This window comes from Xanthomonas phaseoli pv. dieffenbachiae, from assembly GCF_008639345.1.
Taxonomy (GTDB): Bacteria; Pseudomonadota; Gammaproteobacteria; order Xanthomonadales; family Xanthomonadaceae; genus Xanthomonas; species Xanthomonas phaseoli.
Window position 1 is genome coordinate 1,916,241 of the sequence record NZ_CP041380.1, and the last position, 23,119, is coordinate 1,939,359.

Below are 23,119 nucleotides of genomic sequence, written 5' to 3' on the forward strand. Positions count from 1 at the left end.
CATCAAACCTTACGCGAACACCCTTGCGGGCTTTGGTTACCGCGCGCGCCTGGACGTTCGCTGCGAATCAGCCGGACACGCTTGCCAGCGCCGCTGCCTCGGCGTGCAGTGCGGTGGTGTCGAACAACGGCAACTGTGCATCGGTGTCGTCCACGAGCAGCGAGATCTCGGTGCAGCCCAGGATGATCGCTTGCGCTCCGTGCTGGCCTAGCTCGGCCATGACCTGGCGGAAGTACGCGCGCGATTCGGGCTTGATCACGCCCTGGCAGAGCTCGTCGTAGATCACCCGATGCAGCTGAGCGCGTGCCTCGGCCGGCGGCACCAGCACGTCCAGGCCGCGCGCCTGCAGGCGCTGGCGATAGAACGGCTGCTCCATGGTGAAGCGCGTGCCGAGCAACCCCACCCGGGTGACGCCCGCTGCGATGAGCGCAGCGGCGGTGGCATCGGCGATATGCAGCAGCGGCAGTGGCGTCGCGGCGGTGATCGCGTCGGCAACGCAATGCATGGTGTTGGTGCACAGCACGATGAAGTCGGCGCCTGCTGCTTGCAGCGCACGCGCGGCGGTTGCCATCGCCTGGCCAGCGCCCTCCCAATCGCCGGTGTGCTGCAGCCGTTCTATGTCGTGGAAATTGCCGCTGTACAGCAGCAGTTTCGCCGAATGCAGGCCGCCGCATGCATGGCGGACGCGCTGATTGATGATGCGGTAGTAGGGCAGCGTGGATTCCCAGCTCATGCCACCGATCAAACCGATTGTCTTGCTTGGAACCGGCATGCGAACTCCATAACACTACAGCGGATGAGGTTGCCAGGGCTACGGCACGCAGCGTGCGCTGCGCTTGGGGACCGAAGTGTACGTTGGCGTCCCGACCAGATGCATTCCCGATCATGCCCTGGCAGCTCAGGATGCCGGCTCACTCGCCTGGCTTGGCGCCTTCCACGGGTGCATGCGTGGCGGCGCGACGCGCCAGCACCGTTTCGCGATGGGCGATATAGACGTTGGCGCCGATGATGATGGCCGCACCGATGACGGTGTGGCGTTCGATCGCCTCGCCGAACAGCCACCAACCCAGCAGCGCCACCAACGGCAGCTGCATGAAACTGATCGGCTGCAACGCAGAGACTTCGCCCAGCTTGAGTGCGCGCGTCCAGAACAACTGCCCGGCGGTGCCGAAGATGCCAGTGGCCACCAGCCATACCCAGCCGATGCCCTGCGGCCAGTTCCATTGGAACAGCGCCGGAATCAGCGACATCGGCACCCAGAACACGTAGGTGTAGAACACCACCGTGTCCGAGTCGTCGCTGCGCGAGAGCTGTTTGATCTGGATCGCGACGATGGCGCTGATGACCGCAGCCAACAGCGCAATCAGCAAGCCGGGCGTGAACGTGGACGAGCCTGGTCGCAGGATCACCAGCACGCCGATAAAACCCGCCGCCACCGCCAGCCAGCGCCGCAGCCGGACCTGCTCATGCAGCCATACCACGGCCAGCACGGTGACGAACAGCGGCGTGGAGTAGGAGAGCGAGATGGCCTGCGACAGGGGCAGATGGCCGATCGCCCAAAACCCGCACAGCATCGAGGCCAGGCCGATCAAGGTACGGGCGAAATACTGCGGCAATTGCCGCGTGCGCGGCAGCGGCTTGCCCGGCCGCAGGATCAACGGCAACAACGCCAGCAACCCGAACGCATTGCGGAAAGATGCGATCTCGGTCGTCGCAATCGTGCTCGAGGCCAGGCGGATGGTGATTGCCATCAACCCGAAGGCGAAGGTACTGGTGAGCATCCACAGCGCGGCTCGCCGCGATACCTGCGCTGGCGTCACCAATGCGCCCCGATGATGCGCGGTTCCGGCTCCAGGATCACCGAATAGCGCTCGCGCACCGACTCGGCGATGCGCCGCGCGAAATCCAGTAACTGCGCGCCGGTGGCGGTGCCGTAATTGACCAGCACCAGCGCATGCTCGGGCGACACGCCTGCATCGCCCTCGCGCTTGCCCTTCCAGCCGCATTGCTCGATCAGCCAGGCGGCCGACAATTTGCCCTGGCCGGCATGCTCGCCCGGATACACCGGCATGTCGGCAAAGCTGGCCTGCAACGCGGCAATCTGTTCGCTCGGCAGCAGCGGGTTCTTGAAGAAGCTGCCTGCGTTGCCCAGCACGTCCGGGTCCGGCAACTTGCGGCGACGGATGTTGATCACTGCCTGCGCCACATCGGCCGCGCCCGCCAGTTCGGCGCCCATGCGCGCCAGTTCCTCGCGAATTCCGGCGTAGTCCAGTCGCAGTTCGTGCAGCAGCGGTAGATTGAATTCCACCGCCACGATCAGATAACGCTCGGGCTGCTGCTTGAACACGCTGTCGCGGTAGCCGAACGCGCAGTCGGCCGCATCCAGCCGCACGAACTGCTGGCCATGTCGGTCGAAGGCTTCCACCACGTGGATGAAGTCGCCCACCTGCGCGCCATACGCGCCGATGTTCTGGATCGGGCAGGCGCCCACGGTGCCCGGAATCAACGCCAGGTTTTCCAGCCCCGACAAGCCCTGCTGCAGCGAGTACAGCACCAGCGCATGCCAGTTCACGCCGGCACCGGCGCGCACGATGGCGTGGTCGGCACGGTGCGCGATGATGGAGGTCTCGCGGTTGTCGAAACACAGCACGCAGCCCGGCGGATCGCCGGCCAGCAGGACATTGCTGCCGCTGCCCAGCACCAGCAACGGTTGTCCGGCGATCTCGGGCGCGGCCAATGCCTGCGGCAATGCCTCAGGCGCGTGGACGTTGAGTAACCAGCGCGCGGTGGCCTCCACATGGAAGGTGTTGAGCGCGCGCAGCGGCGCCTGTTCGCTCAGCTGCCAGCCTGTGTGCACGGCATCGCTCATAACGGCGACACCGCACCGCCGCTGGGTGCTTCGCGGCGGCGTCGGATGGCGTTGACGCATTCGCCGATGAGCTGCGGTCCGCGATATACCAACCCGCTGTAGCACTGCACCAGGCTCGCACCGGCTGCCATCTTGGCCACCGCATCGGCACCGGAGTTGATGCCGCCCACGCCAATCAACGGGATCGATTCGGGCAGGCGCGCGCGCAGGCGCCGCAGCACCAACGTGGATTGCCCCAGCAGCGGCGCGCCGGAGAGTCCACCGGCTTCGGCAGCCAGCGGGTGATTGGCCACTAGCGTGCGCGTCACCGTGGTGTTGGTGGCGATCACGCCATCCACCGCCAGGTCGGCCAGCACGCGTGCGGCGGCATCGATGTCGCGGTCGTTGAGGTCCGGCGCCACCTTGACCAGCATCGGCACTCGTTTGCCGTGCTGCGCGCTTAGCGCTTCCTGGGTTTCGCGCAAGTCGGAAATCAGGCGGCGCAGCGATTGTTCCTCCTGCAACTCGCGCAAGCCTGCGGTATTGGGCGAGGAGATGTTGACCGTGATGTAGTCGGCCAGCGGATACACGCGCTCCATGCAGTAACGGTAGTCGCTGGTGGCCTCCTCGTTGGGCGTGTCCTTGTTCTTGCCGATGTTGATGCCGAGCAGGCCTCCCGTGCGGCGTGCGCGCTGCACGTTGGCCACCAGCGCATCCACGCCCAGATTGTTGAAGCCCATGCGGTTGATCACCGCCTGGTATTCCGGCAATCGGAACATGCGTGGCTTGGGGTTGCCTTCCTGCGCACGCGGCGTCACCGTGCCGATCTCGACAAAGCCGAAGCCCAGCGCAAACAACGCATCGATGTGCTCGCCGTTCTTGTCCAGCCCGGCACCCAGCCCCACCGGGTTGGGGAACATCAGGCCGAAGGCCGGGGTGGGCAGCGGCACCGGGCGCCTGGCCAGCAACGCCGTGGTGCCGGTGCGGTAGGCGGTGTCGATGGAACGCAACGCCAGCGCGTGGGCGCGCTCGGCATCCAGGGAAAACAGGAAGGGGCGGGCAAGCGAATACATGCGGGTCAGTTCAATCTCCCGGCGAACACGCGGGTTTGGTATTGGAAGTCGATCAGCCCGTCGTGCGCAGACGCATCGAACAACGTGCGGAGTGCGGCGAGCATCGGGGCATGACGTGGGTCGTGCGCAAGCGGGGCGTACGAGGACGACAGCAGGCGGCCGCGCAAGCTCTCGAAGTCCAGCCGCTGCACATTCGGGAAGCGGGCCATCGCGCGGAAGCCTTCGCCGAACCACGCCTGCATGGTGGCGTCGTCCTGATACCGCTCGGCCACTGCGGAATAGTCGGTGCCGTAATCCAGCAGCAGCTGCTCGTAGCCGCGCAGGAACGCGGTGCTGTCCAGTTCGCGCGAATTCCAGTACACCACCGCCAGCCCGCCGGGTTGCAGGATGCGCGCCCATTCCTCGCGTACCGCGTGCATGTCGAACCAGTGGAATGCTTGTGCCGCAGACACCAAGCCCACGCTGGCATCGGCCAGCCCGGTGGCTTCGGCGGTGCCGTCGATCGCCTGAAACTTTGGAAATTCCGCCAGCCACTGCAGCGCGGCTTCGCGCATGGCCTGGTTGGGCTCCACCGCCGTCACCGCATGCCCGGCTTCCAGAAACAGGCGGCTGGAAATGCCGGTGCCGGCGCCGATGTCGGCCACTGCCGTTGCGGGCGTCACGCCCAGTTCGTCATGCAGCCAGCGCAGCAACTGCGGGGGGTAACTGGGCCGGTAGCGCACATAGGCCGCCACGCGGTCGTTGAAGCGCTGGGCGGAAGAGGGCGTGGCCATGCTCAACTGTTGGCGGCCGCAAGCCAGGCCATTCCGCCGAAGAACAGCAGGAAAAACGCGATTCCCACCACCCAGAGCGCCACCGCCAGCCAGCCCATGATGAGGCCGCCGATGGCCAGGCCGTCGCCATCCAGGCCCTGGGGGTTGCGGCGGATTTCCGCGCGGGCCAGATGCCCGGTAATGATGGCGCAGATGCTGCCCAGGAACGGGATCAGCGTCCAGCCGAGAATGCCCGCAACCAGGCTGACGATCGCCATGGCGCTGGTCTGTCGAACGACAACGTTCATCATGAACTCCTTGAAAGGCGGGCAGCCGAAGGCTGGCGTCACACGATTATCCCAGAGCTGCCGGGCAAAAGGCGTGCCGTTTGCGGCCAAACGTCGTTGCGGGGCTGGTTTTGCGTGCGCGATGAGCTGAAATCGCCGCGCGTGCGGGTAGGGCGTGGCCATGCCTGTCGAGGCGCGTGCTGCCGGACGCTGGCTGACGGCGTGCCGAACGGGCGCCATGCGGCTCGGCGGGCTCAAGCCGGGCCGGTGCCACGTGGCGCCGGCATTTTACCGCTGGGCGAGCGCTGCGCCCGGTGCAGACGTGGCATGCGCTGCACAGAGCCGGATTGCTGGGCTTCGCCTGCAGCCGCCAATGTTTTCCGGGCGGCACCGCGGCCGCAATAGTGGGAACACCCCGGGGTATGTGCGTCGGCGATGCCGCGCGGACCGCTGCAGCAGGCCCGTTGCGACCGCACGGCGCGCCAAGCATGTGCCCGGCGCGCCATGCGACGTGGATCAAAGATCGAACTTGATGCCCTGCGCCAGCGGCAGCGAATCGGAGTAGTTGATGGTATTGGTCTGACGACGCATATACACCTTCCACGCATCCGAGCCGGATTCGCGCCCGCCGCCGGTTTCCTTCTCGCCGCCGAACGCACCGCCGATTTCCGCACCCGAGGTGCCGATATTGACGTTGGCGATGCCGCAATCGCTGCCTGCCGCCGACAGGAACTTCTCGGCGGCCTTGAGGTTCTGGGTGAAGATCGACGACGACAGGCCCTGCGGCACGCCATTCTGCAGCTCGATCGCTTCATCCAGCGTGCTGTACTTCATCACGTACAGGATCGGCGCGAAGGTCTCGTGCTGCACCACCGCGTCGCTGTTCTGCAGCCCCGTGACAATGGCCGGCAGCACGAAGTTACCCGGGCGATCGATCGCCGTGCCGCCCACTTCGACGGTGCCGCCGGCCGCCTTGGCCTTGGCGATCGAGTCGAGGAACTGCGCAACGGCACCCTGGCTGTTGAGTGGGCCCATCAGGTTTGCCGGGTCGGTGGGGTCGCCGATCTTGCTGTCGAGCTGCTTGTACGCCTTGACCAGCGTGGCCAGCACGGTGTCATAGATGGAGGCGTGCACGATCAGGCGGCGCGTGGTGGTGCAGCGCTGCCCGGCGGTGCCGACCGCACCGAACACGATGCCGGGGATGGCCAGCTTCAGGTCGGCGGTTTCGTCAAGGATGATGGCGTTGTTGCCGCCCAGTTCCAGCAGGCAGCGGCCCAGGCGACGGGCGACCTTCTCTGCCACCACGCGGCCGATCTGGGTCGAACCGGTGAAGCTGATCAACGGCACGCGGGTGTCTTCGACCAGCTTTTCCGACAGCGCCGTGCCGGCATCGTTGATCAGGAAGAAGATGTCCGGGAAGCCGGCACCCTTGAGTGCCGCGTTGCAGATCTTCATCGTCGCGATCGCGGTCAGCGGCGTCTTGTTGGACGGCTTCCAGATGCAGACATCGCCGCAAATTGCCGCCAGAAACGCATTCCACGCCCACACCGCCACCGGGAAGTTGAACGCGCTGATGATGCCCACCAGGCCCAAAGGCTGGTACTGCTCGTACATGCGGTGGCCGGGGCGCTCCGAATGCATGGTGTAGCCATAGAGCATGCGGCTCTGGCCCACGGCAAAGTCGGCGATGTCGATCATCTCCTGCACTTCGCCGTCGCCTTCGGGCTTGCTCTTGCCCATTTCCAGCGCCACCAGCGACCCGAGCGCATCCTTGTGCGCGCGCAGCGCCTCGCCGCACAGACGCACCGCCTCGCCGCGACGCGGCGCCGGCGTGGTCCGCCAAACCTTGAAGGCGGCCTGCGCGCGCTGGACGATCAGCTCGTAGTCTTCCGGCGTGGTCGCCTGCACCTCGGCGATCACCGCGTTGGTGGTCGGATTGAGCGGCTGCAGCACCCCGGCGCCGGTGGCCTGCGACCAGGTCGCCTCGCCAAGATAGGTGCCGGAATTGGACGCAGCGAGGTCGAGCGCCTTGAGCAGGTCAGCGGACATGGGATCTCCTGGAAACGGTGACGGTGACGGTCGCGGTAGCAGAGCCACCCGCAACTCGGTAGCCGGCGATTTTAGCAGGCTCCGCCGGCCACCTACCGGCTTGGCAATCGCAACGATCGTGCGACAATGCCGCCTTGGCCCCGTAGCTCAGCTGGATAGAGCGTCCCCCTCCTAAGGAAGAGGGGGAATTGTGCGGTCACCGCTATCTTGTCTAACCTGTTGTTGAATAAGGCCTGCGGTCGCCCGTTCGGCGGGCCTGATGCAGGTCTAGACATCCCAAAGCAGCTTCCAACAGCGCTTGTTCGCCACAGCATTGCCACGGCTTCCAAGGTCTCCTAGGCTGCGCTATAAGACATATGTAATGAGTCTAGGGATGGGCCGTCTCGCATGTCTGCAAGCGCGCTTCAAACGCTTCGAGAGCTGTATCCGCAACGCTATGCACTGAGGCCTGATGAAGTGGCGCATGTGCTTCGTGGCCAAAGCACGAGAGGGGTCGTGCAACGCGTGCGCGAAGGCATGCAGTCAGGGCGCTATCCAGGTGCCCGCAAGATCGACGGATTGATCCAGATGCCGCTCGAAGCTTTGGCTGAAATCTTGGATCCAGCGCCCACACCTCAGCCGGTCGCCCCCATCATCACGCCTTCATCCTCGCGACGAAGATCCGCCATTGGGCCGCGTCTGGGTTTCGTGCGTGCGGCAGTCTTCTGGGAGCAAGTGATGGGAGCGATCGGAGAAGCGGAGCTTGCTGTGGAGTTGGCCGAAGTTGCAGCGCGAGTTCTGGGTAAGCTTCGCTACGACGACGCAAGAGGAAGGGCGGATCGTCATAAGCGTGTGTTGCTCGAAAGCTTGGGACATAGCTCTTGATGCATCATGGGGTAAGCGCAAATTGGCGAAATTCCAACAAACCATCTGGAACACGGACACTTGCGCAAGACACCCTGAGTCTTTCGATCGTCAAGTCTCGACCAAGTCGAGCTTTCCAGACGCGTAGCCGCGAAGCTTGGCTTTAACGGCCTTGGGTAGGTGCGTGCTATCGGCTTCGTAATTCTCAAGGACCAGTCGCACGATCAATTGGCGATCTCGCGACTCTTCTGGTTGGCAAGTGACTCTGGCGCAGGTGTATCGATAGTTGATTTGGCGTTGTGCGTTCATGACCGTCGATAAGGCAAAGATACCATCTGTCAAATCGAGGGGTTGCATTTAACGCAAATCGAGAGATCGACGCAAATGACACGCGCCATATGTAGTCCCAGCCTTTGAGACCAGGCACTCTTAAGCTTGCCCAATGCCCTCCCGTCATGCACACCGAGCAGCACTACGCCGCTGCAAGGAGCCCCCAGAGGCTCTGGCCAAGCTTCCGCTTCTTCTACGCCGCAACACGCCTAGCCACTCAGACGGGCGTAAGACGCTTGAAGAGGGGCTACAGCAGCGGCATCCTATGGCCGGCACTGTCTAGACGATCAAGGAGGGTGTGTGCTCAGAGGGTTTCAAGTCGTGTCAGTTCCGGACGGGCTGAGTGAGAGTAGTCGTGCGCGGGGTGAGTCGTCGGCGGCAAGACAAAAAAAAGAAGTGCACGACCTCTTGGATCAATTCATCAGCCCGAATGGCGCAATCAGTGCGAGCAGCCTGAGTGCGGAGTGGTTTCCCATGGTTCCCGCCGATGTCTTTATTTCCCATTCGCACCACGACGAGGCACTCGCTCTGCGCTTGGCAGGTTGGCTAGAAGAGCGCTTTGGGCTGCGGGTCTTCGTTGATTCAGTCGTCTGGAAAAGCGCTGATGTGCTCTTGAACGTGATCGACAAGCAATACTGCAAAACCGACGATGGGAAATACTTCGACTACAAAAAGAGAAATCTATCCACCAGCCACATCCACATGATGTTGGTAATGGCTATCGCGCAGATGATGCATGACACAGAAGCGTTTTTCTTGTTGAGCACACCCAAAGCATTGTCGGTCGAGGATCTGGATAAAGAAAAGCTCGCGCAAACAACTCCTTCACCCTGGATCTTTGCCGAGATGGTGCTGTCCAAGCTCATTCGATCTAAGCCGGTAGACATGAAGCGGCGGGCGCTTCTTGAAGCAAAGGCCTCAATGGAAAATGCCTTGGACTCCGTTGAGCTGGTAGTAGCTCACAAAGTTCCGGTGAAGCACCTCACGCCTATTGATCGGAGTGTCTTCAATCGTTGGAGCGCCGCCTTCACGATCGGCTCGCGCGAGGATGCGCTGGATATGTTGTATCGCTTAGCGCCCCCAGTTGCTCCACAAGAGGTCTAATTTCAAAGGACGAAGCCATGAGCTACCGCAACAAGACCTATGTTGCTTTTGCCAGCGAAAACATTCGCTCTTACTATATGATGAAGGCTTGGAAAGACAACGATAAAATCGAGTTTGACTTCTACGATGCCCATGACCTGTTCCAGGCCCGCGACAGCTGCTTGCCAGAAACCATCAAGGCAAGGCTTCGTGAGCGGCTGAAAAATGCCAAGCAAGTCGTGCTCTTAGGAAGTGCTGACGGTCGCAGGAAGGGGGGCGACGGCACCTCATTCCTGGCCCATGAGATCAAGGTCATTCAAGAGTTTGATTTGCCAATCGTGGTTGCCAATCTGGACGGGGACCGAAAGGTGGATCGGAATTTCATCCCCAAACCGCTACTCGATGCCAACTACTACACTGTATCGGTGTCTTTCCAGCCTGCGATCATCAAATATGCGCTGGATAGATATGTGCCGAAATACCCAGGAAAAAAGGGCGAAGGCCCGCATGAGTATCCGGCAAGCGTCTATGAAGATCTCGGTCTGTAACATGAGTGAGCTTCTTCAAGACATGAAGACACGTCGGTTTTGGGGCAAGTTGCTGACCAAAACCTTCGCGCTCTTGGGCACGGTCACTGCTGTTGTCAAAGGGGTTGTCACCTTCTGGCCTGAGCACGTTGATTGGTTTGGCGGCGGCACAATCTTTGTAGTCGCTTTGATGTTGTGCGCACTTATCGGGTTGGGTCTGACCTGGCCGCGTCCGATTGAGTGTGACTACGCATCGCCTAAGACCAAAATCAAGATCGTCAAAGGTGATATCTTCGATCAGCCTGGCCACTTAGTCATTGGCGCTACCACTAGCTTTGATACTCAAACGCCGCACGTCATTAAAAAGAGCAGTCTCATTGGTCAAGCCATCGATAAGTTGTATGGCGGGGACCTAGCGAGGTTGAATTCTGATTTAACCGCTGCACTGGTCAATAAGGTCGTCGTGGGCGAGATCGATAAGCCCGGGAACACGGCTCTCTACGAGACTGGCACAGTTGCAACTGTGCCAAACGGGCCGCGCAAATTGTTCTTCTCGGCCTATGCCGAGATGAATGAGACAAACAATGCAGCGACCAAGGTTGAGATGTTGACCAAGAGTTTGGTTAAGCTTTGGGAAGCGTGTGTCATTGAAGGAAATTGCGATCCGGTCGCTATTACGCCCTGGGGCGGCGGTCCGACTAGGGCTTCTGGCTGGCTTCCCGCCCAAGACTCGATCCGCCTCATAATCTTGACGTTCATGTTCGCCTCGCGTCAGCGAGCGGTTAGTGACGAGTTGACAGTCGTGGTTCCAGAAGACAGCTTCAAGAAACTGGACCGCTTAGAGTTGCAGGCCTTCTTGTCTTCGCTTCGGAGTTCGTGATGAGCCAGGCGCTGGTATTGCCGGAAAACGATGCGTGCGCTTTTTGCGACTATCTCAGTGGTAAGCGCCCCTACACGATCTTGCGCCGGGATGATTGGACTGCAACACTCGTCACACGCGAGCAGCGGGGTAAGCCGCACCTGCTTGTCATCCCCATTGCACACCGAGCAAGCCTGTTGGATCTGCATGAGTCCGAAGCCGAGGCGCTGATGCTGGCTGTGCGCGATGCGGCAAGACTCATTGACCGGGCGTATCAGCGCCCGGGAATTGCGGTGTGGCAAAACAACGGTGTCGACGCCGACCAGACCATTTCGCACCTGCACTTCCATGTGGCTGGCACGCTCGATGAAGGCGGGACGGAGCGAGGGGAGGTTGAGGAGCTTTCCCTGGAAGCGACTCAGGCGATTGCCAGGCGTCTGCTTGAAAGCTAGTTTTTCAAAGATCGGTCGGTTCAAACTCAAACTTGAAAGGAACCAGTGATGGCAGAGCTCTGGGAAGTATCGGCGGTTATTGCCATGCGGGATTTGCAATGGATCTTCGCGCCAAGCGGCCACTTGCCGAGTGCTGGCATCAATTTGGCAGGCAATGCCGAGGCCCGGCTCGGTGACTTGGCGGCAGCCATCGGCGACCGCTTCTTCCTCTTCGAGATCAAACCCCAAAGCTCCAAGTTTTCCTCTGAGTGGAAGGAGAAGGATCGTGGGGGCGGGATTAGGCGCCCGAAGCACGCGTATGCGTCTGTCTTGGACATGGCCAAGGCTTGGAACGGTGACCCGGCTGCCATTTCGGCAGAAAACCAGGTCATTTCGTCATCAAGGTGCCATCACTTCGCCTATTGGGAGGTCGGTTCTCCGGGCGCTTTGGATGAGCAGCTTTGCTTGCAGCCCTATCTGCGTGCAGTGCTTAACGGCAGCTTGCACAAGCACGGCCTGAGCGGTGTCGTCAAATCGCTGCGTGGAAATTTGAACCTCGCTTACGCGCCAAACGGCGTGCTTCCTGATGGAAGCATCGCCTTCCATCGTTGCCAGGCAGCAACTGTAGGGGCTGCACACCTTAAGCATCTAGGGATTGTCGCTAACCGAGCAGCCCCAAGCCCTCATGTTTGGTATCCACTGGGCCTCGACCTTTTTGAGTTCAACGCCTACATCAAGACATTGATGGCAGGCTCTCCAACCAAAAGCGAAGCGATCAACACAATGGCCATCTCGACAGGGGGATGGCAAAGGATCCTGCGAAGCACCGATGATCTTGCTGAGCTTCTTCACGAACTGACGGTTGTTTCGCTCTTTGGTCTCGGCGAGCCTCGTTTCTCGGATAGGGTTAGTCACGCCGTGCTGTCGGCGGCCGACATTGATGCCAGTCAGCCTGCAGAGACAGCCTCCGATCCCTCAGCCGAGACGGCACCAAAAAATGGTCCAAGGCTACGCTAATGCGATATCTCGCCGGATGATCGGATGTTGTGTCTGAGGACACCTCGCAGGTGCGCATCGGCCGCATTCTTGGCGTCAATAGGATGGTGATGCAGAAGCGCTGAAACATAGCATTCGAGCCAAACCACGTTTTGGAAGCTCAGCGTCTCGACCGCTGCGTGCGAACTTTTTGAGAAGACCTGAACGGCGGTATCCGCATTTTGCAAGGGCGTTCCAAGGGTAATCCCCCCGCTTTGAGCGTTCGCCAAAAGTGGAGCTAGGCGGCCATCGCCAATTTCATTGCTGGCGTGATACCGCCGAGCGCCATGTTGGGGCGCTCATGGTTGTACGTCCATAGCCAGCGCGTGGCCTTGTCCTGAACCTGCTCGATGGTGTCGAACAACGTTGTGGCCAGCCAGGCGTAGCGGACGGTGCGGTTGTAACGTTCGACATAGGCATTCTGCTGCGGCTTGCCTGGCTGGATGTGCTCGATCCGAATCCCGCGCTGCTGTGCCCAAGCTAGCAGCGCGCCGCTGATGTACTCCGGGCCGTTGTCGCAGCGAATGGCGTTTGGCTTGCCGCGCCAGTCAATGATCTGTTCCAACGAGCGGATCACCCGGGCCGATGGCAGCGATAAGTCGACCTCGATGCCCAGACCCTCACGGTTGAAGTCATCGAGCACATTGAACAACCGGAAGCTGCGGCCGTCGGCCAGCTGGTCGTGCATGAAATCCATCGACCAGACCTGGTTGATCGTCTCCGGCACCGCCAACGGCTCTGGCCGCTCGCGCACCAGCCGCTTCTTCGGCTTGATCCGCAGGTTCAACTCCAGCTCCCGATAGATGCGGTACACCCGCTTGTGATTCCAGCCAAAGCCCTTCACGTTGCGCAGGTGCAGAAAGCACAGGCCGAACCCCCAATCACGATAGGTTGTGGTCAACCGCACCAGCCAATCGGCAATCCGGGCGTTCTCCTCGCTGGCCTTGGCTTGATAGCGAAAGCAGGTCTCGCTCACCGCAAAGGTCCGGCAGGCATGCCGGATGTTCGTGTGGCCACCATCTACGGCCCATCGGGCCATCTCCCGGCGTTGAGATGGCCTCACCATTTTTTTGCCATCGCCTCCTTCAGCAGGTCGGCGCTGAGCTGGGCATCGGCGTACATCTTCTTCAGGCGCCGGTTCTCGTCCTGCAGCTCCCTGAGCTGGGACATCAGCGATGCGTCCATGCCGCCGAACTTGCTGCGCCACTTGTAGAACGTCGCCGAGCTGATGCCGTGTTCCCGGCACAACTCCGGCACGGGCGTGCCGGCCTCGGCCTGCTTGAGGACGGCAATGATCTGGCTGTCGGTGAAGCGGGATGTCTTCATGGAACCTCCTCGGAAAAGGGTACGAGAAAATTCCACTTCTGGCGTCAGCTAACCTGTGGGGGGATTACCGGCCCATGGCGCGTCGATGAGAGCATGAGAAGTCTCAAACGCCGGCAAGCCATCCCTCTTGCGTAGGGCCTGCACTGTCAGCAATTCGGCAGGGAAGAGGCGGTCGAAGTAGTCATCGAACTCGTAAAACACCGAGCCTGTGCTGTCATTGGACCGAGCAATATGAAAGTTAGCCGCCGTGGACATTGCGCGACTAAACGTCTCCCTGTCTTCGCTGCGCCAGGCGTCGAGCACGCTTTGGTAGGCGGGCACGACTGGGGTTATTGAATGATAGCTACTAGAAAGTCCAAAGCCGTGGCAGAATAAATTGATCAAAAATACATCATGGGTATTATGAGCAATGCGGCGTGACTGAGGTGGCTTATTAATCTTTTGATCTTTCTCAGCCATCTCTAAGTATCGCTGCGCACCAACCTTTGCAATTTCCCACCAACTGAGCATTGATGGTCCTGCCGCGCGCAAACTGTCTCGATACTCGGTAGGCCAGTTGCCGCGTGCTGGATTCATTGCACTAAATGTCCCGTCCAGCCGGAAACGCAGCGATCTGAATGCCATAGTCCAGTTTAAAAATTGTCCCGCAGCTTCCGCATCTTCCCTAAACCAAGCATCGCAGGTGCTCATTGCGTAGTAGTGAGCAATGTCCCAAAGTGGATGTCCTACCCGAGGAGGCAATACGCTAGAAACAGCAAGATATGCTTCCAGTTCCCGTAGGGAGCGCTCAGGCTCACCTTTGCTCTTTGCATGTTCCATCCATTCCGCGCAGTTGGTGGCAAGCGCTTTGAGAGTAGGGTGGAGAAGAAGGGCCATGCGAAGAAGCCTTGGTTGGTGCTGAGGACCATAGCTTAGCGCTTAGTTGTCTTTGAGTCAGGTCCGCCGGGTCAGGGTTGTGGGCTTTATTTAAATTAATCGTACGGATTTTAGAAAGCCACTCCCTTTGAGGTAAGGTCAAATCGAATGAGCTGGATGTTGAGCTGGCTGAATGTTTTTAGTAGGTCCGGGGAGATGTGACCATTTGGAACTACTGCAAAAAGATGCTTGGTATGAATGGTGGAGTGGCAGAGTAATTGCCCAATTGTTTGGTAAAGGTCGGCTCGAAGGGTGGATGTCTTGACTTCATAGATCTCCGTCAGTTTTCCTTCGCTTTCAACTCCAAGATCAAACAACACATTTTTGACAATCCGATCTTTTTTGAATATTCCTTTTGCTTCCCGCCAAATTTTAAGAGCTTCAACGACATCACCATGGCGCGATATGAAATCGAACTCGGCATTTCGGAGTCCTGAGCGGGGGCCGCTGTTCTCGCGGTAATAGTCAGTCCATTCTTTGAGGTCGCGCTGAAACGAGGGGCTTTTTAGCAGCCCTTCTCGCACCTCGGTCTTGAACTGCGCAATACAATCGATATAACGGTCTATTGAGGTGCTACAAGCTTCCGACCGTGTGGCGGTGACTACAAAACCATCCCGGATCATCCCATTGGAGAGGGCGACAGGCGTGAGTGGAAGCTTGCTCCAAGCAAGAAATGCAGTCTTGCCGACTCCTCTTTGCCCGCCGCCGACTTTACCGGAGTGCAGCAAGAAAGCTTTGCCGGAGGCATCATCCCGCGCGAAAAATCCTGCGGCGCGAGCGGATGTTCCACTTCTTGCAACATTAATTTCCACGGTGATATTCATGCTTTTTCTGGTGGAAAACAATCCAAACCAATTTGCTTGCCTTGGCGTTGAGGTTTCGTCGTCCAAGGGCCGTGTATAGAACCATAGTCGTCCATCCGTGTTGATGCGGACTCCGAAATCGGTCCCGCCAGGAAAGCCAATATTCTTCACTGTTTTGTCGGGAAATTTATTAGACAAGGTTTCAATCAAATCTCTTTCAGCGGCCTTAATGTCTGACGGGGTTTCGAGAAGATGTAGCATTGGGTTTTCATATCACTTGAAATAGAGGTGAAATTACAGAAAAACATGATGCAGATACAAATAAATTATGTTGGGCTCAATTTTGCCCGTGCCTGGAAGGCTAGCGCTACTGCCGACGCCATGTCCTCAGTGCTCAGCCCCAGGAGTTGCTTCACGACATCGTCCACACCGGTGCCTGCACCGCCCTGGCGTTCAAGCTGTTCCAGCTTCTTGCCCAAGGCGACGGGGTCCGGGTTGAAGTAGCGCATGAAGGTCTTCAAGTCCTTATGCCCCGAGATCCTGGCCGCCTCCGCTGGGTTGAGGTGATGTCCCATTTCGGTGATGCGGGTATGGCGGAGGTCATGCATGCGCGCGGTCAGGATCTCTGGGTCACCGAGCTTCTCGGCTACCTGCCCACGCACCCGATCCCAGGCCTGAGTGACGGTGTCTGCCCGAATACGCTTGCCGCGTGAACTCACAAAGACCGCTCCTTTCTTTGTTTCGCTGGCTTCAAAGCGCGCAGCGATCAAGGCCATGGGCTCTGAGGTCAGCGGGATCACGCGCTCATTGTATTTGCCATTCTTGGCCTTGGTCTCGCGAAGTCGGGCGGTCTTTTTCTTGAAGTTGATGTCCGCCCAATCGAGCTTCACGCATTCGGAGCGACGGGCTGCGGTCATGCGCGCAAAGCGAATGACATCGGCCGTTGCCGGATCGGTCCGCCCAGCATCCAGCTGCGCAACGATGGCGTTCCATTCCTCCTCGGTGAGCGTCCGGTCGCGCGAGTCGTCCGAGTTGAGGGATTTCAAGCTCTTGATCGGCGAGCGCAGATCGATCTGCCAGGTCTCGTGCGCAATCCGAAAAAGGTTCCGGATCGTGGTCAGGGCTCGCTTTTTGCTCCCCTGGGCCATCGGGAGCGTGGTGCCGTCTCGCTTGACCTTGATGTATGAGTTCACGAACGAGCTGGCATGGCGCCCCAGGAAGTCATCCTGAGTCAAATCCTTGGCCAGCTTGCGGGTGAGGTGGGGCATGCCGGTCTGGCTCAATCCAAGACCGTTGCCGCCTCCCAAGAAGAGATGGGCATTGGAGTGGTCGGTTCTTACCGACGCGTGCTTGATCAGCCCATCATCGATTTCTTGGACAAACCGGCGCAGCAGATGCCCGAAGGTCCAGGCCTCTGCCGTGTGCGCGTAGGGCGTTTGCCGAAGCTCCAAGGAGGCGTGTTCTCGGCGGACATAGGCCTCGGCCATGAGCCGAGCAGCATCGATGTGATGCTGAGTGTTCGGGGGCGCCTTGGGGTCGACGGGGTAGCGCACCAGCGGGAACTTCAACGCCTGACCGTCGAGGGACCTCCGGATACGCGCCTCCCACCTCAGCTGCCCGTCCGTCCTGAGCGTCACGCCCGCCACAGAGCTAACGGCCTGGGAGGCTTTGATGCCGCGCGGAAGCGTGCCATTGAAGGTCTTGGTGCGCCCCGGCTTGACAGCTGCTTTGGCTTTGCTCACTTAGCGTCTCCCTGTATCCTTAGACGGATGGCCCCGTGGCACAATTGGATAGCGCGCGTCCCTCCTAAGGACGAGGTTGCTGGTTCGAACCCAGCCGGGGTCACCACTTTTTTGACAATCGGCATGAGTAGGCCGGTGGTTACCACAGACTCGCCACAGTCAGGCTGGACTTCAACGCAAAGCCTTGTCCTGCTTGGGTCTTAGTGTAGCGACGTTGTCCCTCCTAAGGGGAAGGTCGCCCGTTCGAATCGGGCCGGGGTCACCAGCAAGCAATTGCCGAGCGCGAACACGCATCGGCGGATTTGGCCTATAGGCAGGTATCCATGGAACTGGACATCCTGGATACCAGTGCGATTGCGAATTCGTGCCCTGGCTCGTCTCCCGCTTCGGCCTGCCTGAATGCTTATGGTTTTCGAGTTGGGCAGATTTGCCTGCATTCGGGCATTGCCTGTCTGAGAAGACGGCTCAGCGTGTCTGGAATCCTCACTGGAGCGCACTAAAGGGGAAAGCACGTCGTTGGACGTCTCCACACTATGGGTCAGGCGTTGTTGCGAATCTTTTCCAGCGCCCGGCAGTAACGAGTGGCCCACGCATCTCTGAGCGAGGGCGGCCTTCGACGTCATGGCCGTCGCGGAGAATGCAGGAGACGGCTGTTCTTTGCCGCCCCAGATCCAACACTGCAGGTCTTGATGAGCGGTTCCAAGCTTGCCCGTTCCCGATTGCGGCGACGCAGCGATGCTGCGCTCAGCGAAGTCTACCCACGTAGGGACTAGACCCCGCACGCGTCAAGCGCAGCCCCGACCGTTGCCAGGCGTGACTAGCCGGTGTGGACCTTTGTCGCCGTCCTTGGGAAGGGCGCGAGCACCCACGAGGGTGCCTAGTTCCTGTCCAGGCGGCTCGAAAAAATTCTGGCAGGGCAAGGCTTTTAAATGAAGGGTTGGGGGCGCCCCTGTCTTATGTGGCGAATGCTTGAGTCGGGTTTAATTTGTCGGAAAATTATTAAGCGCGTGGTCCAGTTAATTATTCTGCGTATCCACCTATAAAATTTTGCAAAAGAGGTATCAAATTTCCAGATGCCTGGGCCGCTATTGGAATCGCGGCTAGACGCTCCCCGCGCGATGTTTTCTGAGATGCGTCGATCAGACATCCGAGACTTGTGATGAATACATTCCTGCAGCGCTTCAACGTTGGCCGACGCCTGGGAGCGGCGTTCGGCATCTTGATCTTGCTTTCGTGCTTGCTTGTTGGCGTCGGGCTCTACAGCATGGGCCGCGCTCGTACCGAGCTGGACCGTATCGTCAAGGTGAACGTTGAGAAGATGCGTCTAAGTAACGCGATGGCCGACGCGAACGCGACGATTTTCGTCGCGCTCGGAACGCTGGCGATGGTGACCTCCGACGAGCTCAACGAAGAGGCCTTGGCGACCATCAAGGCAGAGCGGCAGCGCTATGCGGAAATGCGAAAAGCGCTCGATGCGTCTACGCCATCGGTGGCTGAGCGAAAGATACGTGCCGAAATCGATAGCGCTCGTGAGATTTCGCGTGGCTTGAACGATCAGGTGATCGCGTTGGCGGTGGCCAACAAGAACGCCGAAGCGGAAGCTTTCTTAAGTGAGACTGCCCGTCCAGCGATGCTGAATTGGCAAGGTAAAATCGCTGAAAATGTCGCGTTGCAGGAAAAACAGACCAGCGGCTCCTACAATGATGCAATGGCGGCGATGCATCAAGGCAAGATCGTGCTGCTAGCAGGTGGTGGCATGGTCATCGCGGTCAGCATGTCGTTGGCATATTTCATTACGTTGAGCTTGACGCAACCGCTTGGCCGCGCCACCCGTGCCGCTGAGTGGATTGCAAGTGGCAAGCTGGACAACGATGTGGAAACGCGTTTCGGCGACGAAACAGGTCGATTGCTTACCGCCATGCATAAGATGCAGCAACAGCTGCGCAGTTTGCTAGCCGCGCAAGGCGAAATAGTCAGGCGCCACAACGAAGGTCAGATCAGTTTCCGGATCGATGCCGCCGCATTTCCCGGCGAATACGGTCTGATTGCCAACGAGACCAACGAGCTGGTCGCCGCCCATATCAACGTCAAGATGCAGACCGTGCATTTGATCGAACGTTATGCCATCGGTGACCTGAGCGAGGATATGCCGCAATTGCCCGGCGAGAAAGCCGCCATCACCTCTGCCATGCAGCATGTCAAGCAAAACTTGTCCACGATGAATCATGAGATCAAGCACCTGGCGCAGGCTGCCGCTAGTGGTGATTTTGCTGCACGCGGTAATGCCGAGCAATTCCAATACGACTTCCGTGTGATGGTGGAGAGCCTGAACACGTTGATGGCGACCGCTGACGGTAACTTGCAGTCGTTGTCCAACCTGTTGCAGTCGATCGCCGCCGGCGACTTGACTGCACGCATGAGCGGTGAATTTCGCGGCGTGTTTGCGCAGATGCGCGACGATGCCAACGCCACTGCGACGCAGTTGGCCGATATCGTCAGCAGCATCAAGGCCTCGGCAGTGTCGATCAAAGGTGCGGCCAGCGAGATTGCCGCCGGCAACCAGGATCTGTCCCAGCGCACTGAACAACAGGCCGCCAATCTGGAAGAAAGCGCGGCTTCGATGGAGCAACTCACCTCTACCGTCAAGCAGAATGCCGAAGGTGCCCGCCAGGCCAACCAGTTGGCGCTCGGAGCTGCCAGTGTGGCGGCCCAGGGCGGTGCGGTCGTGGGTAAAGTGGTCGCGACCATGTCTGGCATCGAAGCCTCGTCCAAGAAAATTGCCGACATCATCTCCGTCATCGACGGCATCGCCTTCCAGACCAACATCCTGGCCCTGAACGCGGCGGTAGAGGCGGCGCGCGCCGGCGATCAGGGCCGCGGCTTTGCTGTGGTTGCCTCGGAAGTGCGTACCCTCGCGCAACGCTCGTCCGGTGCGGCCAAGGAGATCAAGGAACTCATCGAGGACTCCGTGCAGCGTGTGGCTGAGGGTTCCGCGTTGGTCAACACCGCAGGCAAAACCATGGGCGAAATCGTCTCCAGCGTGCAGAGGGTCACCGACCTGATGGGTGAGATTTCTGCAGCTTCGCAGGAGCAATCGGCCGGTATCGAACAGGTCAACCGGGCCGTTACCCAGATGGACGAGAGCACCCAGCAGAACGCCGCTCTGGTCGAGGAAGCCACCGCTGCTGCGCGCTCGCTTGAAGAGCAGGCCATGCAGTTGACCCAGGCAGTTGCCGTATTCAAGACTGACGATGACCACATTGCCTCCGCCAGAGAACTTGTCAGATCCCTTACGCCGTCCCCAGCCGCCAAGGCACGGTCAGACCGCTCGGCGCGTACCAATTCTCGCGTAGTGACCACTAGTGCTGGCGGAAGTGGTTGGAAAGAATACTAGAAGGCGTCCATAGCGCAGCTCGAAGGGCGTCTGTCGCAACGATGGGGCAGACGCCCTTAGGCCGTCGCCAGCCGAACATATGCATCGATTGAGGTCCGTGCCACCAGGTGTGGTGGTGCTGGATGCGTGTGCCGCGACTCGACATCATCCTGGTGGCGGCAGGGGCAGGGGCAGGGGCAGGGCCAGCCAGTGCGGCTGCCGGGGGCGGGCATGGGGATTACCCCACGGATCCGAGTCGAGTTCGAGGGGATCCCATGCCGCCGCCTGATGTGCCGTGTGTGGGCCGACGCATGAGGCAGTCAATACCACCCAAGATAGAGCGTCGTGACGCCCCAAGTATCGACGAGTGCGTGTGCCAGGATGAGTGCCAGCAGATTGCGGTTTGAGCGCAGATACGCATAGCCGAATGCTGCGCCCACAATACCCGTCAGCACGATTCCCGAGATGCCTTGGCTCGCATGCATGGCGCCAAACACGACACCGCCGACACTGGCTGCAGTGAGGCGGCCGAGACTGCTGCGCTTGAACAAAGCCTCCAGTTGATGCATCAAGAATGCTCGAAACACCAGTTCCTCACCGATGGCTGCGCTGATCCACGCATAGCCGATTAGCTGCAGTGCAGCCGGTGCGTTATGGCGAAGCGCGCCATAGGCGCTGTAGTCGGTCTTCGTGCCTGTCAGGTAGTCGATGAGCGGCTGAAAAATTGGCGTGATGAGAGCGGTGACCAGCAGCGCCAGGACAGCGGTCCACCCAATTGTTGGACCAAGCCGTTGCCAGCTCAGGCCGCAGGCCCAACGGCTGTGGGTCTCTTGCCAAACAAGTGTGGCCCCGATTAGGCCAACCACTGGCATTCGCCAAGGGAAGGGCAGCCAAGGGATGTAGGCAAGCGCCATCACGACGCAGATTATCGCCAGCCTGGCGAGTGGATGGTTTAGAACGGACGAGGCATTGCGACTAGCAAGAGCAGACCACTTTGATTGAGACATGTCGACCGGATACGCCACGGGCATTTGATAGTAGCGAGCTGTCGATCGGCAAGACCGTGCCATACGACACGATGACTTTTCAGCACTTGTCTCAGCGCGAACCTGGAGTATGCAAAATCGATGCGCGACTCCGATTATTCAGTGATCTCGCCAGCTCTCAAAGCGCTTGCCATAGTTCGGCTTTATTGCCGTCCGGGTCGATGACCCAGGCAAACAAGCCAAATTCTGACTTCACTACGTTCTCTGACACGCGGCAGCCCGCAGCTTTGAGCTTGGCGATCAGCGACTCCAGGTCGTGGACCCGGTAATTCACAATAAACGGGGCGGTGGTGTTCTCGAATTGGGCGCTCGTGTCGTGGTGAACAGCCCAGACCACTGCGGTTTCAGCGCCTTCGACGCCCGGGCTGGCGTCGAACACCGTGCCTCCCCACGTCTGCACCTCGATGCCCAGCTGCGTTGCGTACCACTGTTGCAACTCGGCTGTGTCCTTGGATTTGATGATGATTCCGCCGATGCCTGTCACTCCGTGCATGTCTGATCCCTTGCCAGCCGTCGTCAGTGGATTGAATAGCGGGCAACGCTGCCAGCCTTGGTGGGAGGCAGCGTTGCCCACGAGCTCAAGATAGAGCATCGTCACCGCAGCCATTTGTCGGATCTTGCGCACATGCCGAGCAGCGAAACGGTTCCCCTTACCGTCGTCCAGAGCGTGAACCGTGCGCTGGACTACATCGAGGTCAACCTTGCCGGGCAGCTGTCGCTGTCTCTGATCGCCGGGGCGGCTTGCGTCTCGCCGTTCCATTTTCAGCGCATGTTTCGCGCTGTCATGGGCGAAACCCCGCATGCATTCGTGTTGCGCCGACGCTTGGAAAACGCGCTGGGCGATATTTCTCAAGGCAATCGTCAACCTTTGACAGACATCGCGCTGAGCCGGGGGTTTTCGTCGTTATCGGATTTTTCCAGGAACTTCCGCAAACACTATGGATGCTCGCCGAGAAAACTGGATCTGCATACCTGCCTGGCCGGCCGTCGGAGAGCGCTGGATGAAACCTTGGCAGGTGTATCAGGCATCGGCGGCAACAGCGCAGACGATGCGCACGAATTTTCGGTCACGCTGCGCGATCTCCCGGAGCGCACGGTCCAATACCTTCGTGTACACCGGCCTTTTGAGGAAGGCTCCGTCCAAGCGGCAGCCATGCGACTGGTGGCGTGGGCACGAGGCGCTGGCGTCGAGCATCATCAATGGCTGGGCTATCTCTGGGATCAACCTCGTCTGGCGTCTGCAGCGGCGTGCAGGTATGACGTTGCGGTGGAGGTCACCCAGGGGCGTCATTGCGGTGAGATCGGCGTTTTTCGATTGCCACCCATGAAAGTGGCTGAGGTTGTGATACGGGGTGGGCTGGCGCTGGAGATGCGCGCATTTCGCTGGTTGCGCGATACATGGCTGCCTGCCAGCGGATATCTGCCGACTGACTTGCCTGCGTTCGAGGCCTGGCTGGGTCTGCCCTATGCACATGGGGCCGAGCATTTCGAATTGGCATGTCAGATTCCCATCCGCGTCCCAACGGCACCGGGCGGATGGGATCAACGACACCTTTGATGGGACCAGCCCGTTCTGATGGGTCAGTTTAGGAAGTGACACTCAAAACGTTCGCAGCGGTCTCAGCGGCCGCGTCCACCACTTTTCAAGCCTGGCCAGCGGTTCTGCCGCCTCTCGCTTCTGCAGCAAGCGGCGCGCTACCGAGCTCGCTGAGCATGAGGATGTGCATGGTGGTGGCTTGTTTTTCGTGCGGGTCGGCAAGTAAGACGGTTCTTATTATGACTGGGGCGTCCGTAAAG

General features: G+C 59.8%; 21 protein-coding genes and 1 tRNA gene. 9 read left to right on the top strand and 13 right to left on the bottom strand.

Translation table 11 applies throughout. From position 1 onward, the window contains the following. Positions 1–67: 67 nt before the first annotated feature. The 7 genes from FLG15_RS08870 to amaB form a co-directional block, all read right to left on the bottom strand. Entirely contained in the window at positions 68–772 is a 705-nt protein-coding gene (locus FLG15_RS08870; protein WP_057677505.1) for an aspartate/glutamate racemase family protein, read from the bottom strand. A gap of 139 nt (positions 773–911) precedes the next feature. Further along, positions 912–1,823: a DMT family transporter gene (locus FLG15_RS08880; RefSeq protein WP_209227744.1), complete on the bottom strand. Its 912-nt coding sequence runs from the start codon at positions 1,821–1,823 to the stop codon at positions 912–914. Continuing rightward, on the bottom strand, positions 1,817–2,869 hold the full coding sequence (gene murB / locus FLG15_RS08885; RefSeq protein WP_057677506.1) for a UDP-N-acetylmuramate dehydrogenase: 1,053 nt from the start codon (positions 2,867–2,869) through the stop codon (positions 1,817–1,819). The genes FLG15_RS08880 and murB overlap by 7 nt, the downstream gene beginning before the upstream one ends. After that, the gene (locus tag FLG15_RS08890) at positions 2,866–3,921 is read right to left on the bottom strand and encodes a quinone-dependent dihydroorotate dehydrogenase (RefSeq protein WP_005923429.1); all 1,056 of its coding nucleotides are present in this window, start codon (positions 3,919–3,921) and stop codon (positions 2,866–2,868) included. The genes murB and FLG15_RS08890 overlap by 4 nt, the downstream gene beginning before the upstream one ends. 5 nt (positions 3,922–3,926) lie before the next feature. Next, the gene (locus tag FLG15_RS08895; RefSeq protein ID WP_057677507.1) at positions 3,927–4,694 is read right to left on the bottom strand and encodes a class I SAM-dependent methyltransferase; all 768 of its coding nucleotides are present in this window, start codon (positions 4,692–4,694) and stop codon (positions 3,927–3,929) included. A 2-nt stretch (positions 4,695–4,696) separates the two neighbouring features. After that, positions 4,697–4,981, bottom strand: a complete 285-nt coding sequence (locus tag FLG15_RS08900; RefSeq protein WP_011347158.1) for a DUF4190 domain-containing protein — start codon at positions 4,979–4,981, stop codon at positions 4,697–4,699. A gap of 495 nt (positions 4,982–5,476) precedes the next feature. Then, positions 5,477–7,009, bottom strand: a complete 1,533-nt coding sequence (gene amaB, locus FLG15_RS08910; RefSeq protein ID WP_057677508.1) for an L-piperidine-6-carboxylate dehydrogenase — start codon at positions 7,007–7,009, stop codon at positions 5,477–5,479. Positions 7,010–7,396: 387 nt separating this feature from the next. Between amaB and FLG15_RS08915 the strand changes: the two genes are divergently transcribed. The 6 genes from FLG15_RS08915 (at position 7,397) to FLG15_RS08940 (ending at position 12,099) form a co-directional block, all read left to right on the top strand. After that, positions 7,397–7,873, top strand: coding sequence for a hypothetical protein (locus FLG15_RS08915; RefSeq protein WP_150145867.1), 477 nt, complete (start codon positions 7,397–7,399; stop codon positions 7,871–7,873). Positions 7,874–8,482: 609 nt separating this feature from the next. Then, positions 8,483–9,286: a toll/interleukin-1 receptor domain-containing protein gene (locus FLG15_RS08920; RefSeq protein ID WP_370512616.1), complete on the top strand. Its 804-nt coding sequence runs from the start codon at positions 8,483–8,485 to the stop codon at positions 9,284–9,286. Between the two features lie 17 nt (positions 9,287–9,303). Then, on the top strand, positions 9,304–9,813 hold the full coding sequence (locus FLG15_RS08925) for a TIR domain-containing protein (RefSeq protein WP_150145871.1): 510 nt from the start codon (positions 9,304–9,306) through the stop codon (positions 9,811–9,813). Continuing rightward, positions 9,794–10,672, top strand: a complete 879-nt coding sequence (locus FLG15_RS08930) for a macro domain-containing protein (protein ID WP_370512617.1) — start codon at positions 9,794–9,796, stop codon at positions 10,670–10,672. Before FLG15_RS08925 ends, FLG15_RS08930 begins: the two co-directional genes overlap by 20 nt. Beyond that, positions 10,672–11,103, top strand: a complete 432-nt coding sequence (locus tag FLG15_RS08935; protein ID WP_150145875.1) for an HIT family protein — start codon at positions 10,672–10,674, stop codon at positions 11,101–11,103. The genes FLG15_RS08930 and FLG15_RS08935 overlap by 1 nt, the downstream gene beginning before the upstream one ends. 48 nt (positions 11,104–11,151) lie before the next feature. Further along, positions 11,152–12,099, top strand: a complete 948-nt coding sequence (locus tag FLG15_RS08940) for a hypothetical protein (protein WP_150145877.1) — start codon at positions 11,152–11,154, stop codon at positions 12,097–12,099. 256 nt (positions 12,100–12,355) lie between these two features. On the opposite strand, the gene FLG15_RS08945 is transcribed toward FLG15_RS08940, so the two are convergent. The 4 genes from FLG15_RS08945 to FLG15_RS08960 form a co-directional block, all read right to left on the bottom strand. Then, a protein-coding gene (locus FLG15_RS08945; RefSeq protein WP_223842567.1) for an IS3-like element ISXcd1 family transposase occupies positions 12,356–13,443 on the bottom strand; the annotation gives its coding sequence in 2 pieces (ribosomal slippage) (positions 12,356–13,191 and positions 13,191–13,443; 1,089 coding nt in all). A 48-nt stretch (positions 13,444–13,491) separates the two neighbouring features. After that, on the bottom strand, positions 13,492–14,319 hold the full coding sequence (locus FLG15_RS08950) for a hypothetical protein (protein WP_150145879.1): 828 nt from the start codon (positions 14,317–14,319) through the stop codon (positions 13,492–13,494). A 110-nt stretch (positions 14,320–14,429) separates the two neighbouring features. Next, a complete protein-coding gene (locus FLG15_RS08955; protein WP_150145882.1) occupies positions 14,430–15,422 on the bottom strand; it encodes a hypothetical protein in 993 nt (330 codons plus the stop codon). A 65-nt stretch (positions 15,423–15,487) separates the two neighbouring features. Next, positions 15,488–16,903 carry a site-specific integrase gene (locus FLG15_RS08960; protein ID WP_150145884.1) on the bottom strand — a complete coding sequence of 472 codons (1,416 nt, stop codon included), beginning with the start codon at positions 16,901–16,903 and terminating at the stop codon, positions 15,488–15,490. Between the two features lie 29 nt (positions 16,904–16,932). On the opposite strand from FLG15_RS08960, the gene FLG15_RS08965 reads away from it, so the two are divergent. Together FLG15_RS08965 and FLG15_RS08970 are read left to right on the top strand one after the other, a co-directional pair. Then, a tRNA-Arg gene (locus FLG15_RS08965) sits at positions 16,933–17,009 on the top strand. A 1,053-nt stretch (positions 17,010–18,062) separates the two neighbouring features. Further along, positions 18,063–20,297, top strand: coding sequence for a methyl-accepting chemotaxis protein (locus FLG15_RS08970; RefSeq protein ID WP_150145887.1), 2,235 nt, complete (start codon positions 18,063–18,065; stop codon positions 20,295–20,297). Between the two features lie 299 nt (positions 20,298–20,596). On the opposite strand, the gene FLG15_RS08975 is transcribed toward FLG15_RS08970, so the two are convergent. Then, the gene (locus FLG15_RS08975; RefSeq protein WP_057677509.1) at positions 20,597–21,148 is read right to left on the bottom strand and encodes a CPBP family intramembrane glutamic endopeptidase; all 552 of its coding nucleotides are present in this window, start codon (positions 21,146–21,148) and stop codon (positions 20,597–20,599) included. 292 nt (positions 21,149–21,440) lie between these two features. Next, on the bottom strand, positions 21,441–22,082 hold the full coding sequence (locus FLG15_RS23375; protein ID WP_237377029.1) for a VOC family protein: 642 nt from the start codon (positions 22,080–22,082) through the stop codon (positions 21,441–21,443). On the opposite strand from FLG15_RS23375, the gene FLG15_RS08985 reads away from it, so the two are divergent. After that, positions 21,990–22,880, top strand: a complete 891-nt coding sequence (locus FLG15_RS08985; RefSeq protein ID WP_237377028.1) for an AraC family transcriptional regulator — start codon at positions 21,990–21,992, stop codon at positions 22,878–22,880. The genes FLG15_RS23375 and FLG15_RS08985 overlap by 93 nt on opposite strands. Positions 22,881–23,119: the final 239 nt, after the last annotated feature.